Origin of the sequence: Streptomyces actinomycinicus (assembly GCF_016741775.1) — a bacterium.
In the GTDB taxonomy this organism is placed as follows: domain Bacteria; phylum Actinomycetota; class Actinomycetes; order Streptomycetales; family Streptomycetaceae; genus Streptomyces; species Streptomyces actinomycinicus.
Genome location: NZ_JAERRK010000004.1, coordinates 292,722 through 310,181, shown reverse-complemented (window position 1 = coordinate 310,181; position 17,460 = coordinate 292,722). Strand labels below are relative to the sequence as shown.

General features: G+C 75.2%; 6 protein-coding genes. All 6 read left to right on the top strand.

Translation table 11 applies throughout. From position 1 onward, the window contains the following. The first annotated feature begins 15 nt into the window (after positions 1-15). From JK359_RS10845 to JK359_RS10820, 6 genes are read left to right on the top strand one after another with little or no spacing between them, the layout of a single operon-like run. Positions 16-1,578 (top strand): AMP-binding protein, encoded by a 1,563-nt coding sequence (locus JK359_RS10845; protein WP_201834734.1) that lies wholly within the window; start codon positions 16-18, stop codon positions 1,576-1,578. Beyond that, complete coding sequence (locus JK359_RS10840; RefSeq protein ID WP_372445388.1) at positions 1,575-3,152, top strand: AMP-binding protein; 1,578 nt, start codon at positions 1,575-1,577, stop codon at positions 3,150-3,152. The genes JK359_RS10845 and JK359_RS10840 overlap by 4 nt, the downstream gene beginning before the upstream one ends. Continuing rightward, positions 3,149-4,399: a type III PLP-dependent enzyme domain-containing protein gene (locus tag JK359_RS10835; protein WP_201834365.1), complete on the top strand. Its 1,251-nt coding sequence runs from the start codon at positions 3,149-3,151 to the stop codon at positions 4,397-4,399. Before JK359_RS10840 ends, JK359_RS10835 begins: the two co-directional genes overlap by 4 nt. Continuing rightward, positions 4,396-4,848, top strand: a complete 453-nt coding sequence (locus JK359_RS10830) for a cobalamin B12-binding domain-containing protein (protein WP_201834363.1) — start codon at positions 4,396-4,398, stop codon at positions 4,846-4,848. Before JK359_RS10835 ends, JK359_RS10830 begins: the two co-directional genes overlap by 4 nt. Further along, positions 4,845-6,134: a methylaspartate mutase gene (locus tag JK359_RS10825; protein ID WP_201834361.1), complete on the top strand. Its 1,290-nt coding sequence runs from the start codon at positions 4,845-4,847 to the stop codon at positions 6,132-6,134. Before JK359_RS10830 ends, JK359_RS10825 begins: the two co-directional genes overlap by 4 nt. A gap of 55 nt (positions 6,135-6,189) precedes the next feature. Beyond that, complete coding sequence (locus JK359_RS10820) at positions 6,190-17,379, top strand: SDR family NAD(P)-dependent oxidoreductase (protein WP_443729080.1); 11,190 nt, start codon at positions 6,190-6,192, stop codon at positions 17,377-17,379. The last annotated feature ends 81 nt before the right edge of the window (positions 17,380-17,460 follow it).

Here is a 17,460-nt window from a genome sequence, read left to right as displayed (position 1 = left end):
ACCGTGGATCCCACCATGGACGGCACGCTGTCCGGCCGGTTCCTGCGCGGCCTGGCCCTCGCCCCGGACCGGCCCGCGGTACGCGCCGACGGCGTCGACGTCACCTACCGCGAACTGCACGAACGCGCCCTGGTCCTGGCCGGCTCCCTGCTCGCCGGGCTGCCCGGCCGCACCCACGCCGTGGGCGTGCCGGCCGGCAAGGGACCCACGGCGTACGCGGCCCTGCTGGCCGGACTGTACAGCGGCGTCACCGTCGTACCCCTCCAGCCAGCCTTCCCCGCCGCCCGTACCCGGCAGATGATCGAGGCCGCCGGCGTCGGCGCGCTGCTCGCCGACGACGACGCCCTGCCCGCCCTGACCGCGCTGCACGCCGCCGGCGTCACCCTGCCGACGCTGTTCGCGCCCGGCGGGCAGCCGATGCCGGCGCTCGCCGTCGACGCGGACAGCGCCCTGAAGGCGCCCATGCCGGCCCGGCCCTCCGACACCGCCTACGTGCTGTTCACCTCCGGCTCCACCGGCCGGCCCAAAGGCGTACCGGTCACCCACGCCAACACCGCGCACTACTTCCACCTGCTCGACGGGCGCTACGACTTCGGCCCGCACGACGTCTTCTCGCAGACCTTCGACCTCAACTTCGACTGCGCGATGTTCGACCTGTTCTGCGCCTGGGGCGCCGGCGCCGCGGTCGTACCGGTGCCGGCCCGGGCCTACGCACGCCTGCCGGAGTTCGTGGCCGAGCAGAACATGTCCGTGTGGTTCTCCACGCCCAGCGCGATCACCCTGGTGCGCCGCACCGGCGGGCTCGCCCCGGGCGCGCTGCCGTCGCTGCGGTGGAGCTTCTTCGCGGGGGAGGCGCTCAGCTGCAAGGACGCCGAGGACTGGGCCGCCGCCGCGCCGGGCGCGACCCTGGAGAACCTGTACGGCCCGACCGAGCTGACCATCACCGTCACCGCGCAGCGCTGGGCACCGGGACGGTACCTCAACGACATGGTGCCCATCGGCGCCGTGCACCCCGGCCACGAGACGCTGCTGCTGGACACCTCCGGCACGCCCACCGACGGTGACGAGGGCGAACTCTGCATCGCCGGGCCCCAGTCGACGCCCGGCTACCTCGACCCGGCCGACGACACCGGACGGTTCCTGGAACACGACGGCCGGCGCTTCTACCGCACCGGCGACCGCGTCCGGCGCGCCGGCGACGGCGGCTGGCTCTACCTGGGCCGCCAGGACGCGCAGGTCCAGGTGCACGGGATCCGCGTGGAACTGGCCGAGGTGGACGCCGCCGCACGCACCTGCCCCGGCGTCGAGGACGCCGTCACCGTGGCGGTGCCGGTGGACGGCACGGTGGAGCTGGCCGTCTTCCACACCGGCGAACCCGTACCGCCCGCCCGGCTCGCCCGGCACCTGCGCGAACTGCTGCCGGCCCCGGTCGTCCCGCGCGCCTACCACCACCTGGACGCGCTCCCGCTCAACTCCAACCGCAAGACCGACCGCAGGAAGCTCGCCTCCCGGGCCACGGTCATGCGGCAGCCCACCGGGGCGGGGACCACACACGAAAGGCGGCAGGAGTCGCAGTGAACGGTCAACCGACAGCGCAGGCCCGCACCGCCGCCGCGCACGACACCCGTGCCGCCGCCCGGGTGCGCGGCGCCCGCACCGGCGCCCGCGTGCACGACCTGCTGGACGAGGCCACCGCCGAGCACCCCGACGCCCCGGCGGTCACCGACGGCACGGGTCGCTGGACGTACCGGGAACTGGCCGCCCACAGCCACGCCGCCGACGCCTGGCTGGAAGGGCGCGGCATCGGCCACGGCGACCGGGTCCTGGTCCAACTGCCCAGCACCCGCGAACTGGTCGCCCTGATGTACGGCGCCGCGCGCCGCGGCGCCGTCCTGGTCCCCGTCAACACCGGCATGAAGGACTTCCACCTGCGGGCGGTCGTCGAGAACGCCGGGCCCGCACTGATCGTGGTCACCGACCCCGCCGTGCACCGGATCGCCGCCCTCGCCCAGGGCGTGCCCGTCCTCGGCCTCGGCGGGGTCTGGCAGGCGATCACCGCCCTGCGTGCGCAGGGGGCCCGGTCCGGCGGGGCCGGCGTCGGCCCCGAGGACCTCGCCGTCCTCGTCTACACCTCCGGTTCGACCGCTGCCCCCAAGGCGGTGATCTGCCCGCACGGCCGCATGGTCTTCGCCACCGAGGCGATCAACCAGGAACTCGGCTACCGCGCCGACGACGTGGTGTTCTGCCGTTTCCCCATCTCCTGGGACTACGGCCTGTACAAGGTGCTCCTCACCGCGGCCGGCCGCAGCGAACTCGTGCTGGCCGACGGCGAGTCGGACCTGGTGCTGCTGCGCCGCATCCGGGAGACCGGCGCCACCGTCGTCCCGATCGTGCCGTCCCTGGCCACCATGATCGTCGCCCTGGCCGAACGCGAACCGAGCCGCGAGTCACGGGTGCGCATGTTCACCAACACCGGCGCCGCACTGCCCAAGTCCACCGCCGACGGGCTGCGTTCGGCGTTCCCCGGCGCCGAGGTGATCATCCAGTTCGGGCAGACGGAGTGCAAGCGCGTGTCCGTGCTGCCGGCCGCCGACCAGAACGCCAAGCCCGACTCGGTCGGCCGCCCGCTGCCCGGCACCCGCGCGTTCGTCGTCGACGACGACGGCAACGCACTGCCGCCCTGGGAGACCGGCGAGATCGTCGTCGAGGGACCGCACGTCATGCCCGGCTACTGGCGCGCACCCGAACAGACCGCACGCGCCTTCCGCCCCGCCCCCGACGGCGGACTGCGCCTGCACACCGGCGACTTCGGCCACGTCGACGAGGACGGCTACCTCTACTACGAGGGCCGCCGCGACGACATGTTCAAGCACAAGGGCGTCCGCATGAGCACCACCGAGATCGAGAGCGCCGCCACCGACATCCCCGGCGTCCGTGCCGCCGCCGTCCTGCCCCCCGCCGACGGCCGCGCGCTCGCGGTGTTCGCCGAGGGTGACATCGACCCGCACGCCCTGCTCAAGGAGCTGTCGCTGCGGCTGGAACCCGCCAAGGTGCCCGCCGTCGGCCGCATCGTCGCCGAGCTGCCGCTGACCCCCCACGGCAAGCACGACCGCAAGCAGCTCGCCCGCCTCCTGGAAGGAACCACCCCGTGACCGGCCCCACCGAGCTGGCCGAACGCTTCGGCACCCCGTCCTACATCTACGACCTGGACCGGGTGGCGGCGGCCCGCGACGACCTGTTCGCCGCCCTGCCCGACGAGGTCGAGGTGTTCTACGCCGCCAAGGCCAACCCCCACCCGGAACTGCTGCGCGAGCTGCGCTCCGGCGGCACCCGCGGCTGCCGCGCCGAGATCAGCTCCGTCGGCGAACTCGACGCCGCCCTGCAGGCCGGCTTCCCCGGCGACCGGATCCTCTACACGGGCCCCGGCAAGACCACCGGGGAACTGACCGAGGCCCTGACCCGCGGCGTACGCCTCTTCTCCACCGAGTCCCACGGCGACCTGCGCCGCGTCGGCGAGACCGCCCAGAAGCTCGGCGTCACCGCCGACTGCCTGATCCGGGTCAACAACGCCACCGGCGCCGCGGCCACCAGCATCCGGATGACGGGCGTGCCCTCGCAGTTCGGCTTCGACAGCGAGACCCTGCCAGGCCTCGCCGCCGACCTGCGCGAGGTGCCCGGCACCCGCATCGCCGGACTGCACTTCTTCCCGCTGAGCAACGCCAAGGACGAGGCGAGCCTGATCGCCGAGTTCCGCCACACCGTCGCCACCGCCGCCGCCCTCCAGGACGCCCTCGGCGTCACGTTCCGCATCGTCGACATCGGCGGCGGCTTCGCCGCGCCCTACGCCGTGCAGGGACGGCGGCCGGTCTACCGCGCACTGCGCGAGGCCCTCACCGAGACGCTGGACGAACACTTCCCCGGCTGGCGTGCGGGCGCCCCGCGGATCGCGTGCGAGTCGGGCCGCTACCTGGTCGCCGACAGCGGCACCCTGCTCACCTCCGTCGTCAACGTCAAGGACAGCCGCGGGCAGCGCTACGTCGTCCTCGACGCCGGCATCAACACCTTCGGCGGCATGTCCGGCCTCGGCCGCATCCTGCCCGTCCGCGTCGAACCGCACGAGTCGGTGGGCACGGACGGCACCCCCGCCAACCTCGCCGGACCACTGTGCACCCCCGGAGACCTGCTCGGCCGGAACGTCCCGCTGCCCGACCCGGCACCGGGCGACCTGCTGACCGTGCCCAACGCCGGCTCCTACGGCCCCACCGCCAGCCTGCTGATGTTCCTCGGCAGGCCCGCCCCGGCCGAGATCGTCGTCCGCGGCGACGACCTCGTCTCCGTCTCCCGCATCGAGCACAGCCGCACCTTCGAACCCCTCACCCACGGACAGGCCCTGCGATGAGCCCCTACCCGACCACCCCCACCCCGGGCGAGCAGCCCGTGCTCGTGGCGGGCGGCATATCCGACTCCCACACCTGGAACCTCGTCTACCTCCAGCTCCTCCTCGAGGAGCACGGGCACCGCGTGGTCAACCTCGGACCCTGCGTCCCCGAGGACCTGCTGATCGCCGAGGCACTCGCCCACCGCCCGGCCCTCATCGTGGTCAGCAGCGTCAACGGCCACGGCTACCACGACGGCATGCGCACCGTCACCCGGCTGCGCGAACACCCCGGACTCACCGGCGTGCCCGCCGTCATCGGCGGCAAGCTCGGCATCGCCGGACCCTGCGGCGGCGAGGAGGTGGCCGCGCTGCGGGCCGCCGGCTACGACGCGGTGTTCGACGACAGTGCCGAAGGCGTCGCCGACTTCCGGCGGATGCTCCAGGCGCTGCCACAGCGGGCCCTGGTGTGACCGGCGTCGGGTTCGGCGCGTTCGTGCGCCGGGCTCACGACGCCGGCCACCTGGTGGTCCAGCCCCGGATGGGAATGAGCAGCCCGCACCGGATGCGGGCCGGGCTGCTCGCCACCCGGAACGCCGCGGCGACGACCGTCGGCACGATCACCCTGGACAGCTACACCCGGGTCGGAGACCTGGAGTCGGCCGAGCTGGCCGTCCTGGAGGACGTCGCCCTCAACGGCTACCCCATCGTCAGTCACGACAGGGCCACCACCCTGAAGGTGCTCGACGGGATCCACGGCCCCGACTTCCCCGTCCAGGTCCGGCACGGCTCGGCCGCCCCCCAGGACATCTTCCGGGCGCTGACGGCCGTCGGGCTGGACGCGTCCGAGGGCGGACCGGTCTCCTACTGCCTGCCCTACGGCCGCGTCCCGCTGCGCGAGTCCGTCGCCCACTGGGCCGCGTCCTGCGAACTGCTCGCCGGCCTGCGCGCATCGGGCGCGGAACCGCACCTGGAGACCTTCGGCGGCTGCGTCCTCGGCCAGCTCTGCCCGCCCAGCCTGCTCGTCGCCGTCAGTGTCCTGGAGGCGATGTTCTTCCACCGCCACGGCATCCGCAGCATTTCGGTGAGCTACGCCCAGCAGACCGCTCCGCGCCAGGACGCCGAAGCTGTGGCCGCGTTGCGCAGCCTGTGCGCGCATTTCCTGCCGGACACCGATTGGCACGTCGTCGTCTACGCCTACATGGGACTGTTCCCGGAAACCGAGGAAGGCGCCTACCGGTTGCTCGGAAAAGCGGCCGAACTGGCCGCCGCCAGCGGCTCGGAACGGCTGATCGTGAAAACCGTCGCGGAATCCCGCCGCATTCCGACCGTGGCAGAGAACGTCACCGCCCTCGAACACGCGGCACGGATCGCCGCACGCACCCCCCGCGCCCCGCTGGAGGGAACCGGCACCCAGCTGTACGCCGAGGCGTCGGCACTGGTGAACAGGGTGCTGGAGCTGGACGACGACCTCGGCTCAGCGCTCCTGACGGCGTTCACGAGGGGCTTTCTCGACGTTCCCTACTGTCTGCATCCGGACAACGCGGGATGCAGCCGGAGTTACATCGACGCGGACGGCCGGCTCGGCTGGGCCGACATCGGAAAGATGCCGCTGAAAGGTATCGCCGACGTGCGCCCGGCGCAGGCCATCACCTCCGCGGGACTGCTCGACTCCCTGTCGTACGTACGCCGTTCGTACGACCGGTACGACCCCGGGGAAGCCCGGCCGGTCACTGTGCCCGCCCCTAGGGGTGCTTAAGGGTGTGGCCTTGCGGAGGCCGTCACTAGCGTGTGGAAAAAGGTGAGGAAAACCGGTGTCGGCCGAAAGTGGAGATGCGTGGATGAACGGGCCCGGATCCGATTCAGCTCTGGCACGACGGCTCGCCACGGCCGTACCGTCCCAGCACCGCCGGCTGGTGACCGAACTCGTGCGCACGGCCGTGACGGAGGCGATCGAGGCGGCCCGGCCGGGCACGCCGGACGCACTCGACCCGGCCGCCCCGTTCGCCGCGCAGGGACTGGACTCGCTCGCCGCGGTCGACCTGCACCGGCGGCTGACCGAGCGGACCGGCCTCGACCTGCCGGTCGGCCTCGCCTACGACAGCCCCACGGTGCACGACCTGGCCGCCCGGCTGCTCGCCGAGGTCCACGGCACGACCGGCGAACCCGCCGAACCGGCGGCCGGTGACGGCACCGCCGACGAGCCCGTCGCGGTCGTCGGCATCGGCTGCCGCTTCCCCGGCGGCGTCTCCTCGCCCGCCGGCCTGTGGCGTCTGCTGGCCGAGGGCGGCGAAGTCCTCTCGGGCTTCCCGCAGGACCGCGGCTGGGACCTGGACGCCCTCTTCGACGAGGACCCCGAGGTGCCGGGCAGCGCCTACGTCCGCAGCGGCGGATTCCTCGACACCGCCACCGAGTTCGACGCCGAGTTCTTCGGCATCAGCCCGCGCGAGGCGCTCGGCATGGACCCGCAGCAGCGGCTGGTCCTGGAGACCTCCTGGCAAGCCCTGGAGGACGCCGGCATCGACCCCACGGCGCTGCGCGGCACCCGAGCCGGCACCTTCTTCGGCGCCGAGGTGCAGGAGTACGGGCCGCGCCTGCACGACGCCCCGGACGGCCTCGACGCCTACCTGCTCGCCGGCAACGCCTCCAGCGTCATCTCCGGTCGCGTCGCCTACGTCCTCGGCACCGAAGGACCGGCGGTCACCGTCGACACCGCCTGCTCCGCCTCCCTCGTCGCCGTCCACCTCGCGTGCCGCTCGCTGCGCCAGGGCGAGTCCTCGCTCGCCCTCGCCGGAGGCGTGGCCGTCATGGGCGGCCCCGGCGTGTTCACCGCCTTCAGCAGGCAGCGCGGTCTCGCGCCCGACGGCCGCTGCAAGGCGTTCGCCGCCGCCGCGGACGGCACCGGCTTCGCCGAGGGCGTCGGCGTGCTCGTCCTGGAGCGGCTCTCCGACGCCCGCCGCCACGGCCACCGCGTCCTGGCCGTCGTCCGCGGCTCCGCCGTCAACCAGGACGGCGCCTCCAACGGCCTGACCGCGCCCAACGGCACCTCCCAGCAGCGGCTGATCCGCCGCGCCCTCGCCGACGCCGGCCTCACCGCCGCCGACGTCGACGTGGTCGAGGCGCACGGCACCGGAACCCGGCTCGGCGACCCCATCGAGGCCACCGCGCTCCTCGCCACCTACGGCCAGGGCCGCCCCGCCGACGCGCCGCTGCTGCTCGGCTCAGTCAAGTCCAACCTCGGCCACACCCAGGCCGCCGCGGGCGCCGCGGGCATGATCAAGACGATCCTCGCCATGCGGCACGGACGGATACCGGCGACCCTGCACGTCGACACGCCCACCCCGCACGTCAACTGGTCCTCCGGAGCGGTCCGCCTCGTCACCGAAGACCTGGCGTGGCCCGACACCGGCCGCGCACGCCGGGCCGGTGTGTCGTCGTTCGGCGTCAGCGGAACCAACGCCCACGTCATCCTGGAGCAGCCGGAGCCCGCGGAATCCCCCACAAACGCCCACCCGGCCGCGCCGAAGCCGGAGAAGCCCCCTACGGCCGCTCCTTCAGGTCGGCCGGAGCCCGGGAAGTCCGGGGCGGACGCCGTCCAGGCCCCGTCAGAGTCCGGAGACTCCCCGGCAACTGCTCGTTCGGGTCGGCCGGAGTCCGGGAAGCCGGCTGGGGACGCGCTGCGGGCCGAGTCGGGGTCCGGGAAGCCGGCTGGGGACGCCGGACCGGCTCAGCCCTCCGCGGCACCCCTGCCCTTCGCCCTGTCCGCCCGCGGCGAAGCCGCGCTCCGCGCCCGTGCGGCTGACCTGTTGCCGCTGGTGGACGAGGCGGACCCGCTCGACCTCGCCCACTCGCTGGCCACCACCCGGGCCGCCCTGCACGACCGGGCCGTCATCGTCGCCGCCGACCGCACCGAACTGCGCGCCGCCCTGCTCGACGTGGCCTCCGGTGCCACGCCCCCCGGCGAGCGGGCCGACGGCGAACTCGGCTTCCTGTTCACCGGGCAGGGCAGCCAGCGCATCGGCATGGGACGCGAACTCGCCGCCGTCCACCCGGTGTTCGCCGCCGCCCTCGACGACGTCTGCGCGCACTTCGACCTCCAGCTCGCCCGGCCGCTGCAGGACGTCCTGTTCGCCGAGCCCGGCACCCCCGACGCGGAGCTGCTGCACCGTACCGAGTACGCGCAGCCCGCCCTGTTCGCCGTCGAGGTCGCCCTCCACCGGCTGCTGGAGAGCTGGGGCCTGGCCCCGGACCAGCTCGCCGGGCACTCCGTCGGCGAGATCGCCGCCGCCCACGTGGCCGGCGTGCTCACCCTGCAGGACGCCACGATCCTGGTCGCCGCCCGCGGCCGGCTCATGCAGCGGCTCCCCGAGGGCGGCGCCATGGTCGCCGTACGGGCCGCCGAGGACGAGGTGGCGCCGCTGCTCACCCCGCGCACCGGTATCGCGGCCGTCAACGGACCCGCCGCCGTGGTCGTCTCCGGCGACGCCGCCGACGTCGAGCGCATCGCCGCCGAACTCGCCGCGCGCGGACACGACACCAAGCGCCTGCGGGTCAGCCACGCCTTCCACTCGCCGCTGATGGAACCCATGCTGGCCGAGTTCCGGCGCGTCGTGCACGTCCTGGACTACGCCGAGCCGAAGCTGGCGGTCGTCTCGACCGTCACCGGCGCCCCCGTCACCTCCGAACTGTGCGACCCCGAGTACTGGGTGGAGCACGTCCGTGCCCGGGTCCGCTTCCACGACGCCGTCCGCACGCTCGCCGACTGCGGGGTCCGCACGTTCCTGGAGATCGGACCCGACGCCGTGCTCTCCGCCATGGGCCCGGACTGCACCGACGTACCGGGCACCGCCTTCCTCCCGGTGCTGCGGCGCGAGCGGTCCGAGGCCCGGGAAGCCGTCACCGCCCTCGCCGCCGCCCACGCCCGGGGCGTTCCCGTCGACTGGGCCAGGCACTTCGCAGGGCTGGGCGGCCGCCGCATCGACCTGCCCGGCTACCCCTTCCAGCGGCGGCGGTTCTGGCTGGAGCAGAGCAGCGGCACCGACGCCGCCGGCCTCGGCCAGCTTCCCGCCGGCCACCCGCTGCTGGCGGCGGTGGTCGCCGTCGGCGCCGAGGGCGTCGTACTGACCGGACGGCTGTCCACCCGCACCCAGCCCTGGCTCGCCGACCACGTCATCGCCGGCCGGGTGCTGTTCCCCGGCACCGCCTTCGTGGAACTCGCCCTGCGCGCGGGTGACCACGTCGGCGCGGCCGGCCTGGAGGAGCTGACCCTCGGCACACCGCTCGTGCTGCGTGCCGACGAGGACGTCGCGGTCCAGGTCGCCGTGGGGGAGCCCGACGACGCCGGGCGCCGCGGCGTCACGGTCCACACGCGCGCCGACGACGCGGCGCCCTGGACCCCCCACGCAACCGGTGTCCTCACCACGGCCGCGGCGGCCGCCACGACCGACCTGACCGTCTGGCCGCCGCCGGATGCCCGGCCGCTCGACACGGCCGGTGTCTACGCGGACCTCGCCGGGCAGGGCTACGGCTACGGGCCCGCCTTCCAGGGGCTGCGCGCCGCCTGGCGGCACGGCGACGACGTCTACGCCGAAGTGGCCCTGCCCGCGGAAGCCGCCGCCGACGCACCCGGGTTCGGCCTGCACCCCGCGCTGCTGGACGCCGCGCTGCACGCAGCCGACCTCGACGCCCCGCCGCGCTCCGCGGTACTGGTGCCGTTCGCCTGGACCGGCGTCACCCTGCACGCCGCCGGCGCAGCCGCCCTCCGCGTGAAGATCACCCGTAGTGGCGCCGACACCCTTGCCCTGCACCTCGCCGACGCCACCGGCGCCCCGGTGGCCGACATCGAGGCCCTCACCTCCCGCCCCGTACCGGACAACGACGTCCTGTACGCCGTGCGGTGGTCGCCGTACCCCCGGCCGGCGACCACCGCACCCCTCCGCACCGCCGTCCTCGAGATCCCCCTCGAAGCCCAGCGCGCCGCTCCAGGCCCGGACCGGGTGGATGCTGTGCGTGCCGCTCCTGTGCGGGCTGCGGTGGACGCCCTGCGTGAGGGTCCCGCCCCGGACCCCCTGGCCGCCCTGCGTGAGGGCCCCGTCCCGGACCCCCTGACCGCGCTGGGTGAGGGCCGCGTCCCGGACCCCCTGGACGCCTTGCTCGACGGACCCGCCCCGGACGCCGTCGTGCACCTCGTGCCCGGCCCGGCGGGCGCCGACGCCGCCGAGGCGCGCGGCCACGTCCACCACGTACTGCGGCTGCTGCACACCTGGCAGGCCGACGAGCGCCTCGCCGGGACCCGGCTCGTCCTCGTCACCCCGCCCGCGAGCCCCGCCCACGCGGCCGTCCGCGGACTGGTCCGCTCCGCCCAGGCGGAGAACCCCGGCCGGTACGTCCTGGTCGAGCACGACACGCTGCCCTCCGACACGGACCTGCGACAAGTCCTGGCCACCGGGGAACCCGAACTCTCCCTGGCCGAGGGCCGGTTCAGCGTGCCGCGGCTGGCCGTCCAGCCCGCCGGCGAGGAGACCGGCGCCGACTGGGGCACCGTCCTCGTCACCGGCGGCACCGGCGGCCTCGGCGCGCTGCTCGCCCGGCACCTGGTCCGCGCGCACGGCGTACACCGTCTGGTGCTCGCCGGCCGCCGCGGTACGGCACCGGAACTGAGCGCCGAACTCACCGCCCTCGGCGCCGAGGTGACCGTCACCGCCTGCGACGCCGGCGACCGGGAGGCCCTGCGCCGCCTCCTCACCGAACACCCCGTCGACTCCGTGGTCCACGCGGCCGGCACCGTCCGCGACGGCGTCGTGGACACCCTCACCGACGAGATGGTGGACGAGGTCTTCCACGCCAAGGCACTCGGCGCCTGGCACCTGCACGAGCTGACCCGGGACCGCGACCTCGCCCACTTCGTGCTCTTCTCCTCGCTCGCCGCCGTCCTGGACGGCCCGGGCCAGGGCAACTACGCCGCGGCCAACGCCTATCTCGACGCCCTCGCCGAGCACCGCGCCGCCCTCGGCCTGCCGGCCACCGCCCTCGCGTGGGGCCTGTGGGACACCGACCGGGGCATGGGCGCCGCACTGGACGACACCGCCCGGGAGCGCATCGCCGCCTACGGCATCCCCGGCCTGTCCGCCGAACGCTCCCTGGAGCTGTTCGACGCCGCCGTCCGCTCCCGGGCGCCCCGTACGGTGCCCGTGGAGATCGACGCCACCGCGGTACGCCGCCGCCCCGACGGCATACCGCCCCTGCTGTCCGGCCTCGTCCGCCCGGTCACCCACCGGGCCGCGGCGAACAGCGGTGCCCCCGCCACGGCCACGGACGGCCGGCTGGCCGCGCTGCCCGCCGCCGACCGCGACCGCGCGCTGCTGGACCTGGTGCGCACCGAGGTGGCGGCGGTGCTCCGGCACGAGGGGCCGTCCGCCATCGACCCCGGCCGGGCCTTCACGGACCTCGGCTTCGACTCGCTGGCCTCCGTCGAGCTGCGCAACCGGCTCAACGGCGCCACGGGCCTGCGGCTGCCCGCCACCCTCGTCTTCGACCACCCCACCTCGCGCATCCTCGCCGACCACATCCGCGACACGCTGTTCGGCACCAGTACAGGCACGGGCGCAGGCTCTGGCCCTGGCACCGGAGTCGGCGATCAGCGGACCGCAGACCCCTCCGCCCGCACCACCGCTGCCGCCGGCGACGACCCGATCGTCATCGTCGGCATGAGCTGCCGCTACCCCGGCGGGGTCCGCTCCCCGGAGGACCTCTGGCGGCTCGTCGCCGACGGTGCCGACGCGGTGGGCGGGTTCCCGGAGGACCGCGGCTGGGACACCGAGGCGCTGTACGACCCCGAGCCGGGCACCCCCGGCCGCACCTACACCCGCGAGGGCTCCTTCCTCTACGGCGCCGCCGAGTTCGACCCGGGCTTCTTCGGCATCAGCCCGCGCGAGGCCACCGCCATGGACCCGCAGCAGCGGCTGCTGCTCGAGGTGTCCTGGGAGGCGCTGGAGCGCTCCGCGATCGACCCGCACCGCCTGCGCGGCTCCCGTACCGGTGTGTTCGCGGGCGTCATGTACCACGACTACGGCACCTGGCTGGCCGACGTGCCCGAGGACCTCGCCGCCTACCTCGGCAACGGCAGCCTCGGCAGCGTCGTCTCCGGCCGCGTCGCCTACGCCCTCGGTCTGGAGGGGCCGGCCGTCACCGTCGACACCGCCTGCTCCTCCTCGCTGGTCACCCTGCACCTCGCGGCCCAGGCCCTGCGGCAGGGCGAGTGCGACCTCGCCCTGGTGGGCGGTGTCACCGTCATGTCGACACCGGACACCTTCATCGACTTCGCCCGGCAGCGCGGCCTGGCCGCCGACGGCCGCTGCAAGTCCTTCGCCGCCGCGGCCGACGGCACCGGCTGGGGCGAGGGTGCCGGCGTGCTCGTCGTCGAACGCCTCTCCGACGCGCGCCGCAACGGCCACCGCGTGCTCGCGCTGGTCCGCGGCTCCGCCGTCAACTCCGACGGCGCCTCCAACGGCCTGACCGCCCCCAACGGCCCCTCCCAGCAACGCGTCATACGCGCCGCCCTCGCCGCCGCCGGGCTCACCCCGGCCGACGTAGACGCCGTCGAGGCGCACGGCACCGGGACCACCCTCGGCGACCCGATCGAGGCGCAGGCGCTGCTCGCCACCTACGGCCAGGACCGGCCCCTGGACGCGCCGCTGTGGCTGGGCTCCGTCAAGTCCAACATGGGGCACACCCAGGCCGCGGCCGGTGTCGCCGGTGTCATCAAGATGGTGATGGCGATGCGCCACGGGGTGCTGCCGCAGACGCTGCACGTCGACGCGCCGTCCCACCAGGTCGACTGGAGCACCGGCGCCGTGGCGCTCCTCACCGAGCAGCGTCCGTGGCGGACCCCGGACCGGCCGCGCCGCGCCGGGGTGTCCTCGTTCGGGATCAGCGGCACCAACGCCCATGTGATCCTGGAGGAGTTCACCGAGCCCGAGCCCACGCGGCCGGACCCCGCCACGGCCCCGCCGGTGCTCGCCCTCCCGGTCTCCGCCCGCTCGCCCGAGGCCCTGCGCGGCCAGGCCCGCCGCCTGCTGGAGCCGGCCGGCGCCGCCGCCCCCGCCGACCTCGGCCTGGCCCTGGCCACCACCCGCGGCACCCACCCCCACCGCGCCGTGCTCCTCACGACCGGTGACGGCCCGGACCACCGCGGGCAGATCGCCGCCGCACTGGACGCCCTGGCACGCGGCACCGACGCGCCCGGGCTGCTCGTGACCGGCTCCGCCACGGACGGTTCACTGGCCTACCTGTTCTCCGGCCAGGGGGCCCAACGCCCCGGCATGGGCCGCGACTGGTACGACGCCTTCCCCGTCTACGCCGAGCACTTCGACCGCGCCGCCGCGCTCTTCGACAAACACCTGGAGAGGCCCCTCGCCGGCGTCGTCTTCGGCGACGACGCCGAGACCCTGGAGCGGACCGAGTACACCCAGGCCGCCCTGTTCACCACCCAGGTCGCGCTCTACCGGCTGCTGGAGTCCTTCGGACTGCGCCCGGACCTGCTGGCCGGCCACTCCGTCGGCGAGTTCGCCGCCGCGCACGTGGCCGGCGTGTGGTCGCTGCAGGACGCCGTCACCGCGGTCGCCGCCCGGGGCCGGCTCATGCAGGCGCTGCCCGAAGGCGGCGCCATGATCGCCGTACAGGCGTCCGAGGAGGAGGTCACACCGCTGGTGGACACGGAGCGGTGCTCGATCGCCGCCGTCAACGGCCCCCGTGCCGTGGCCGTCTCCGGCGACGAGGACGCCGTGGCCGAGGTCGCCGCCCACTTCACGACCACTCGCAGGCTGCGCGTGTCGCACGCCTTCCACTCGCCCCGCATGGAGCCCATGCTGGCCGGCTTCCGCGCGGTCATGCGGTCCGTCGAGACGGCGGAACCGACCGTGCCGATCGTCTCCACCCTCACCGGCGCCCCGGCCGGCGCCGCCGAACTGGGCTCCGCCGACTACTGGGTACGGCACGTGCGGGAGACCGTACGCTTCGCCGACGCCGTCACCACGCTGGCCGCACAGGGCGCCGACACCTTCCTCGAACTCGGCGCCGCACCCGTCCTCACCGCCATGGGCCCCGACTGCCTGCCGGACGCCGAGGACACCGTCTTCGTCCCCACCGCCCGCAAGGACACCGCCCCCCTGCCGGGCCTGCTCGCCGCCCTGGCCGCCGTCCACACCCGCGGCTCGGACGTCGACTGGGCGGTGCTGTACGAGACCTACCAGGGGAGCCGCGTCGAGCTGCCCACCTACGCCTTCGACCACCGCCGGTACTGGCTGCCCACGCCCGCCGTCACCGCCGGCGACGCCACCGGGCACGGGCTCGCCGCCGCAGACCACCCACTGGTCAGCGCCCGCCTCGACCTGCCCGGCGACGGCGGACTGCTGCTCACCGGACGGATCTCCACCGCCACCCACCCGGTCCTCGCCGAGCACGCGGTGCTGGGCACGGTCCTGGTGCCCGGCGCCGCACTGGCCGACCTCGCCCTGCACGCCGGACGCCTCACCGGACGCCCCGTCCTGGACGAACTCACCCTGCAGACCCCGCTGGTGCTGCCCGCGGACACCGCCGTACGCCTCCAGGTCGCCGCCCGCTCCGACGGAACCGTCGAGATCCACTCGCGTGCCGAGAACGCCCCCGCCGACGAAGCCTGGACCCGGCACGCCACCGGCACCCTCACCGGGCCCGCCCCCGCGGCGCCGCCCGCGACCGGTGCCTGGCCGCCGCCCGGCGCGACCCCGCTCGACGTCACCGGCCTCTACCCGCGTCTGCACGCCGAGGGCTACGACTACGGCCCCGTCTTCCGCGGCGTACGGGCCGCCTGGCGGCACGGCGACACCCTCCTCGCCGAACTGGAACTGCCCGCCGACGCCCGGCAGGACGCCGCCCGGTACGCCCTGCACCCGGCACTGCTCGACTCCGCCCTGCACGTCACCTCCCTGCTGGACGGCGAGCCCGAGCCCGGCGCACCGGGCACCCTCGCCCTGCCCTTCTCCTGGACCGGCGTCACCCTGCACGCCCAGGCCTCCCTCACCGCCCGTGTCCGCGTCACCCGCGGCGCCGACGGCACCCGCATCGAACTGACGGACGCCGACGGCGGGGCCCTCGCCACTGTCGAGGCGTACGCCACCCGGCCCGTCACCGCCGACCGGCTCGCCCGCCGGCAGCGGCACCTGTACGCCGTCACCGACACACCGCTGCCCGAGGCCGCCGGGCGCCCCGACCGCCGTACCTGGGCGGTCCTCGGCGACGAGGGCCTCGGCCTCGGCGCCCCGGTGCACGCCGGCCTGCACACACTCGGCGCCACCGTGCCGGACGTGGTGATCCTCCCGGTCACCGCCCCGCACGCCGAGGGCGAACAGCTGCCCGGCGCCGTGCGCGCCGTCCTGGGCCGCATCCTGGAGACCCTGCGGGCCTGGGCGGCCGACGACCGCTACGCCGGTTCGGCGCTCGTGGTCCTCACCGGCGGCGGCCTCGCCGATGCCGCGGTGCACGGCCTGGTACGGGCCGCGCAGGCCGAGGACCCCGGCCGGATCCTCCTCGTCGCACGGACCGGCTCCGACGGACCCGTACCGGACCGGGCCGCGCTGGCCGCCCTGCTCGACTCCGGTGAACCGGAGGTGCGGTGGCGGGACGGCCGGGCGCACGCGCCACGCCTGGTACGCGCCGACGACTCCCCGGCGCCGGACCGCCCGTGGGGCACCGTCCTCGTCACCGGTGGCACCGGCGGACTCGGCGCCCTGGTGGCCCGCCACCTCGCCGAGCGGCACGGCGTCACCCGCCTGGTGCTCACCAGCCGCCGCGGACCCGACGCGCCCGGCGCCGCCGGACTGCTGGCGGATCTGACGGACTCGGGCGCCGAGGCGGAGATCGTCGCCTGCGACGTGTCCGACCGGGCCGCGCTCGCCGCCCTGCTCACCGCGCACCCCGTCGACAGCGTCGTGCACACCGCGGGCGTCCTGGACGACGGCCTGGTCGCCTCCCTCACCCCGGCACGGCTGGACACCGTGCTGCGGCCCAAGGCGGACGCCGCCTGGCACCTGCACGAACTCACCTCGCAACGGGAGCTGTCCCACTTCGTGCTGTTCTCCTCGGCCGCAGGCACCCTCGACGCCTCGGGCCAGGGCAACTACGCCGCCGCCAACGTCTTCCTCGACGCGCTGGCCGCCCACCGCGCCGCCCACGGCCTGCCCGCCACCTCCCTCGCCTGGGGCCTGTGGTCCGGCGGCGGCATGGGCGCCGGGCTCGACGCGGCCGAGGTCCAGCGCATCGAACGCTCCGGCATCGGTGCGCTCGAACCGGACGAGGCACTGGGCCTGTTCGACACCGCCGTGGCCTCCGGCAGCCCCGCCCTGGTGCCCGTACGACTGGACACCGCGGCCCTGCGCCGCCGGGGCGACGACGTCCCGGCCGTGCTGCGGACCCTCGCCGGTCTCACCCTCCGCGCGGACCACGGCGACCGGGCGCGCACCCTGGGCGAGCGCCTGGCCGGACTCCCGGCCGCCGACCACGAGCACACCGTGCTGGAAGCGGTCCGCACCGAGGTCGCCGCCGTCCTCGGCCACGCCGGCCCGGCCGCCGTCGAACCCCGCCGCGCCTTCACCGAGCTGGGCTTCGACTCGCTGGCCGCGGTCGAACTGCGCAACCGCCTGGGCGCGGTCTGCGGAGTGCGGCTGCCGTCCACGCTGATCTTCGACTACGCCACCCCGGCGGCCCTCGCGGGCCACCTCCTCGAACGGCTCCTCCCGGACGCGGCGGACCCCGGGCCCGCCGGGACCCCGCACGGCGACGACGAACTGCGGGCCCTGATCTCCCGCATCCCCGTCGACCGCATCCGGGAAGCCGGCCTGCTCGACGGCCTGCTGAAGCTGTCCGAGCCGGCCGCCGCCCCCGCCTCCGCCGACCGGGCCCTGGACATCAAGTCCATGGCCGTGGCCGACCTCGTGCGCGCCGCGCTCGACCGCAGCAGCACCCACTGAACCCCTCCCGTGCCGGACGACGCGCCGCGTCCGGCACCGGGCCACTGTTCCCGGCGCGCCCTCCGCCGCGTCACCAGCGCC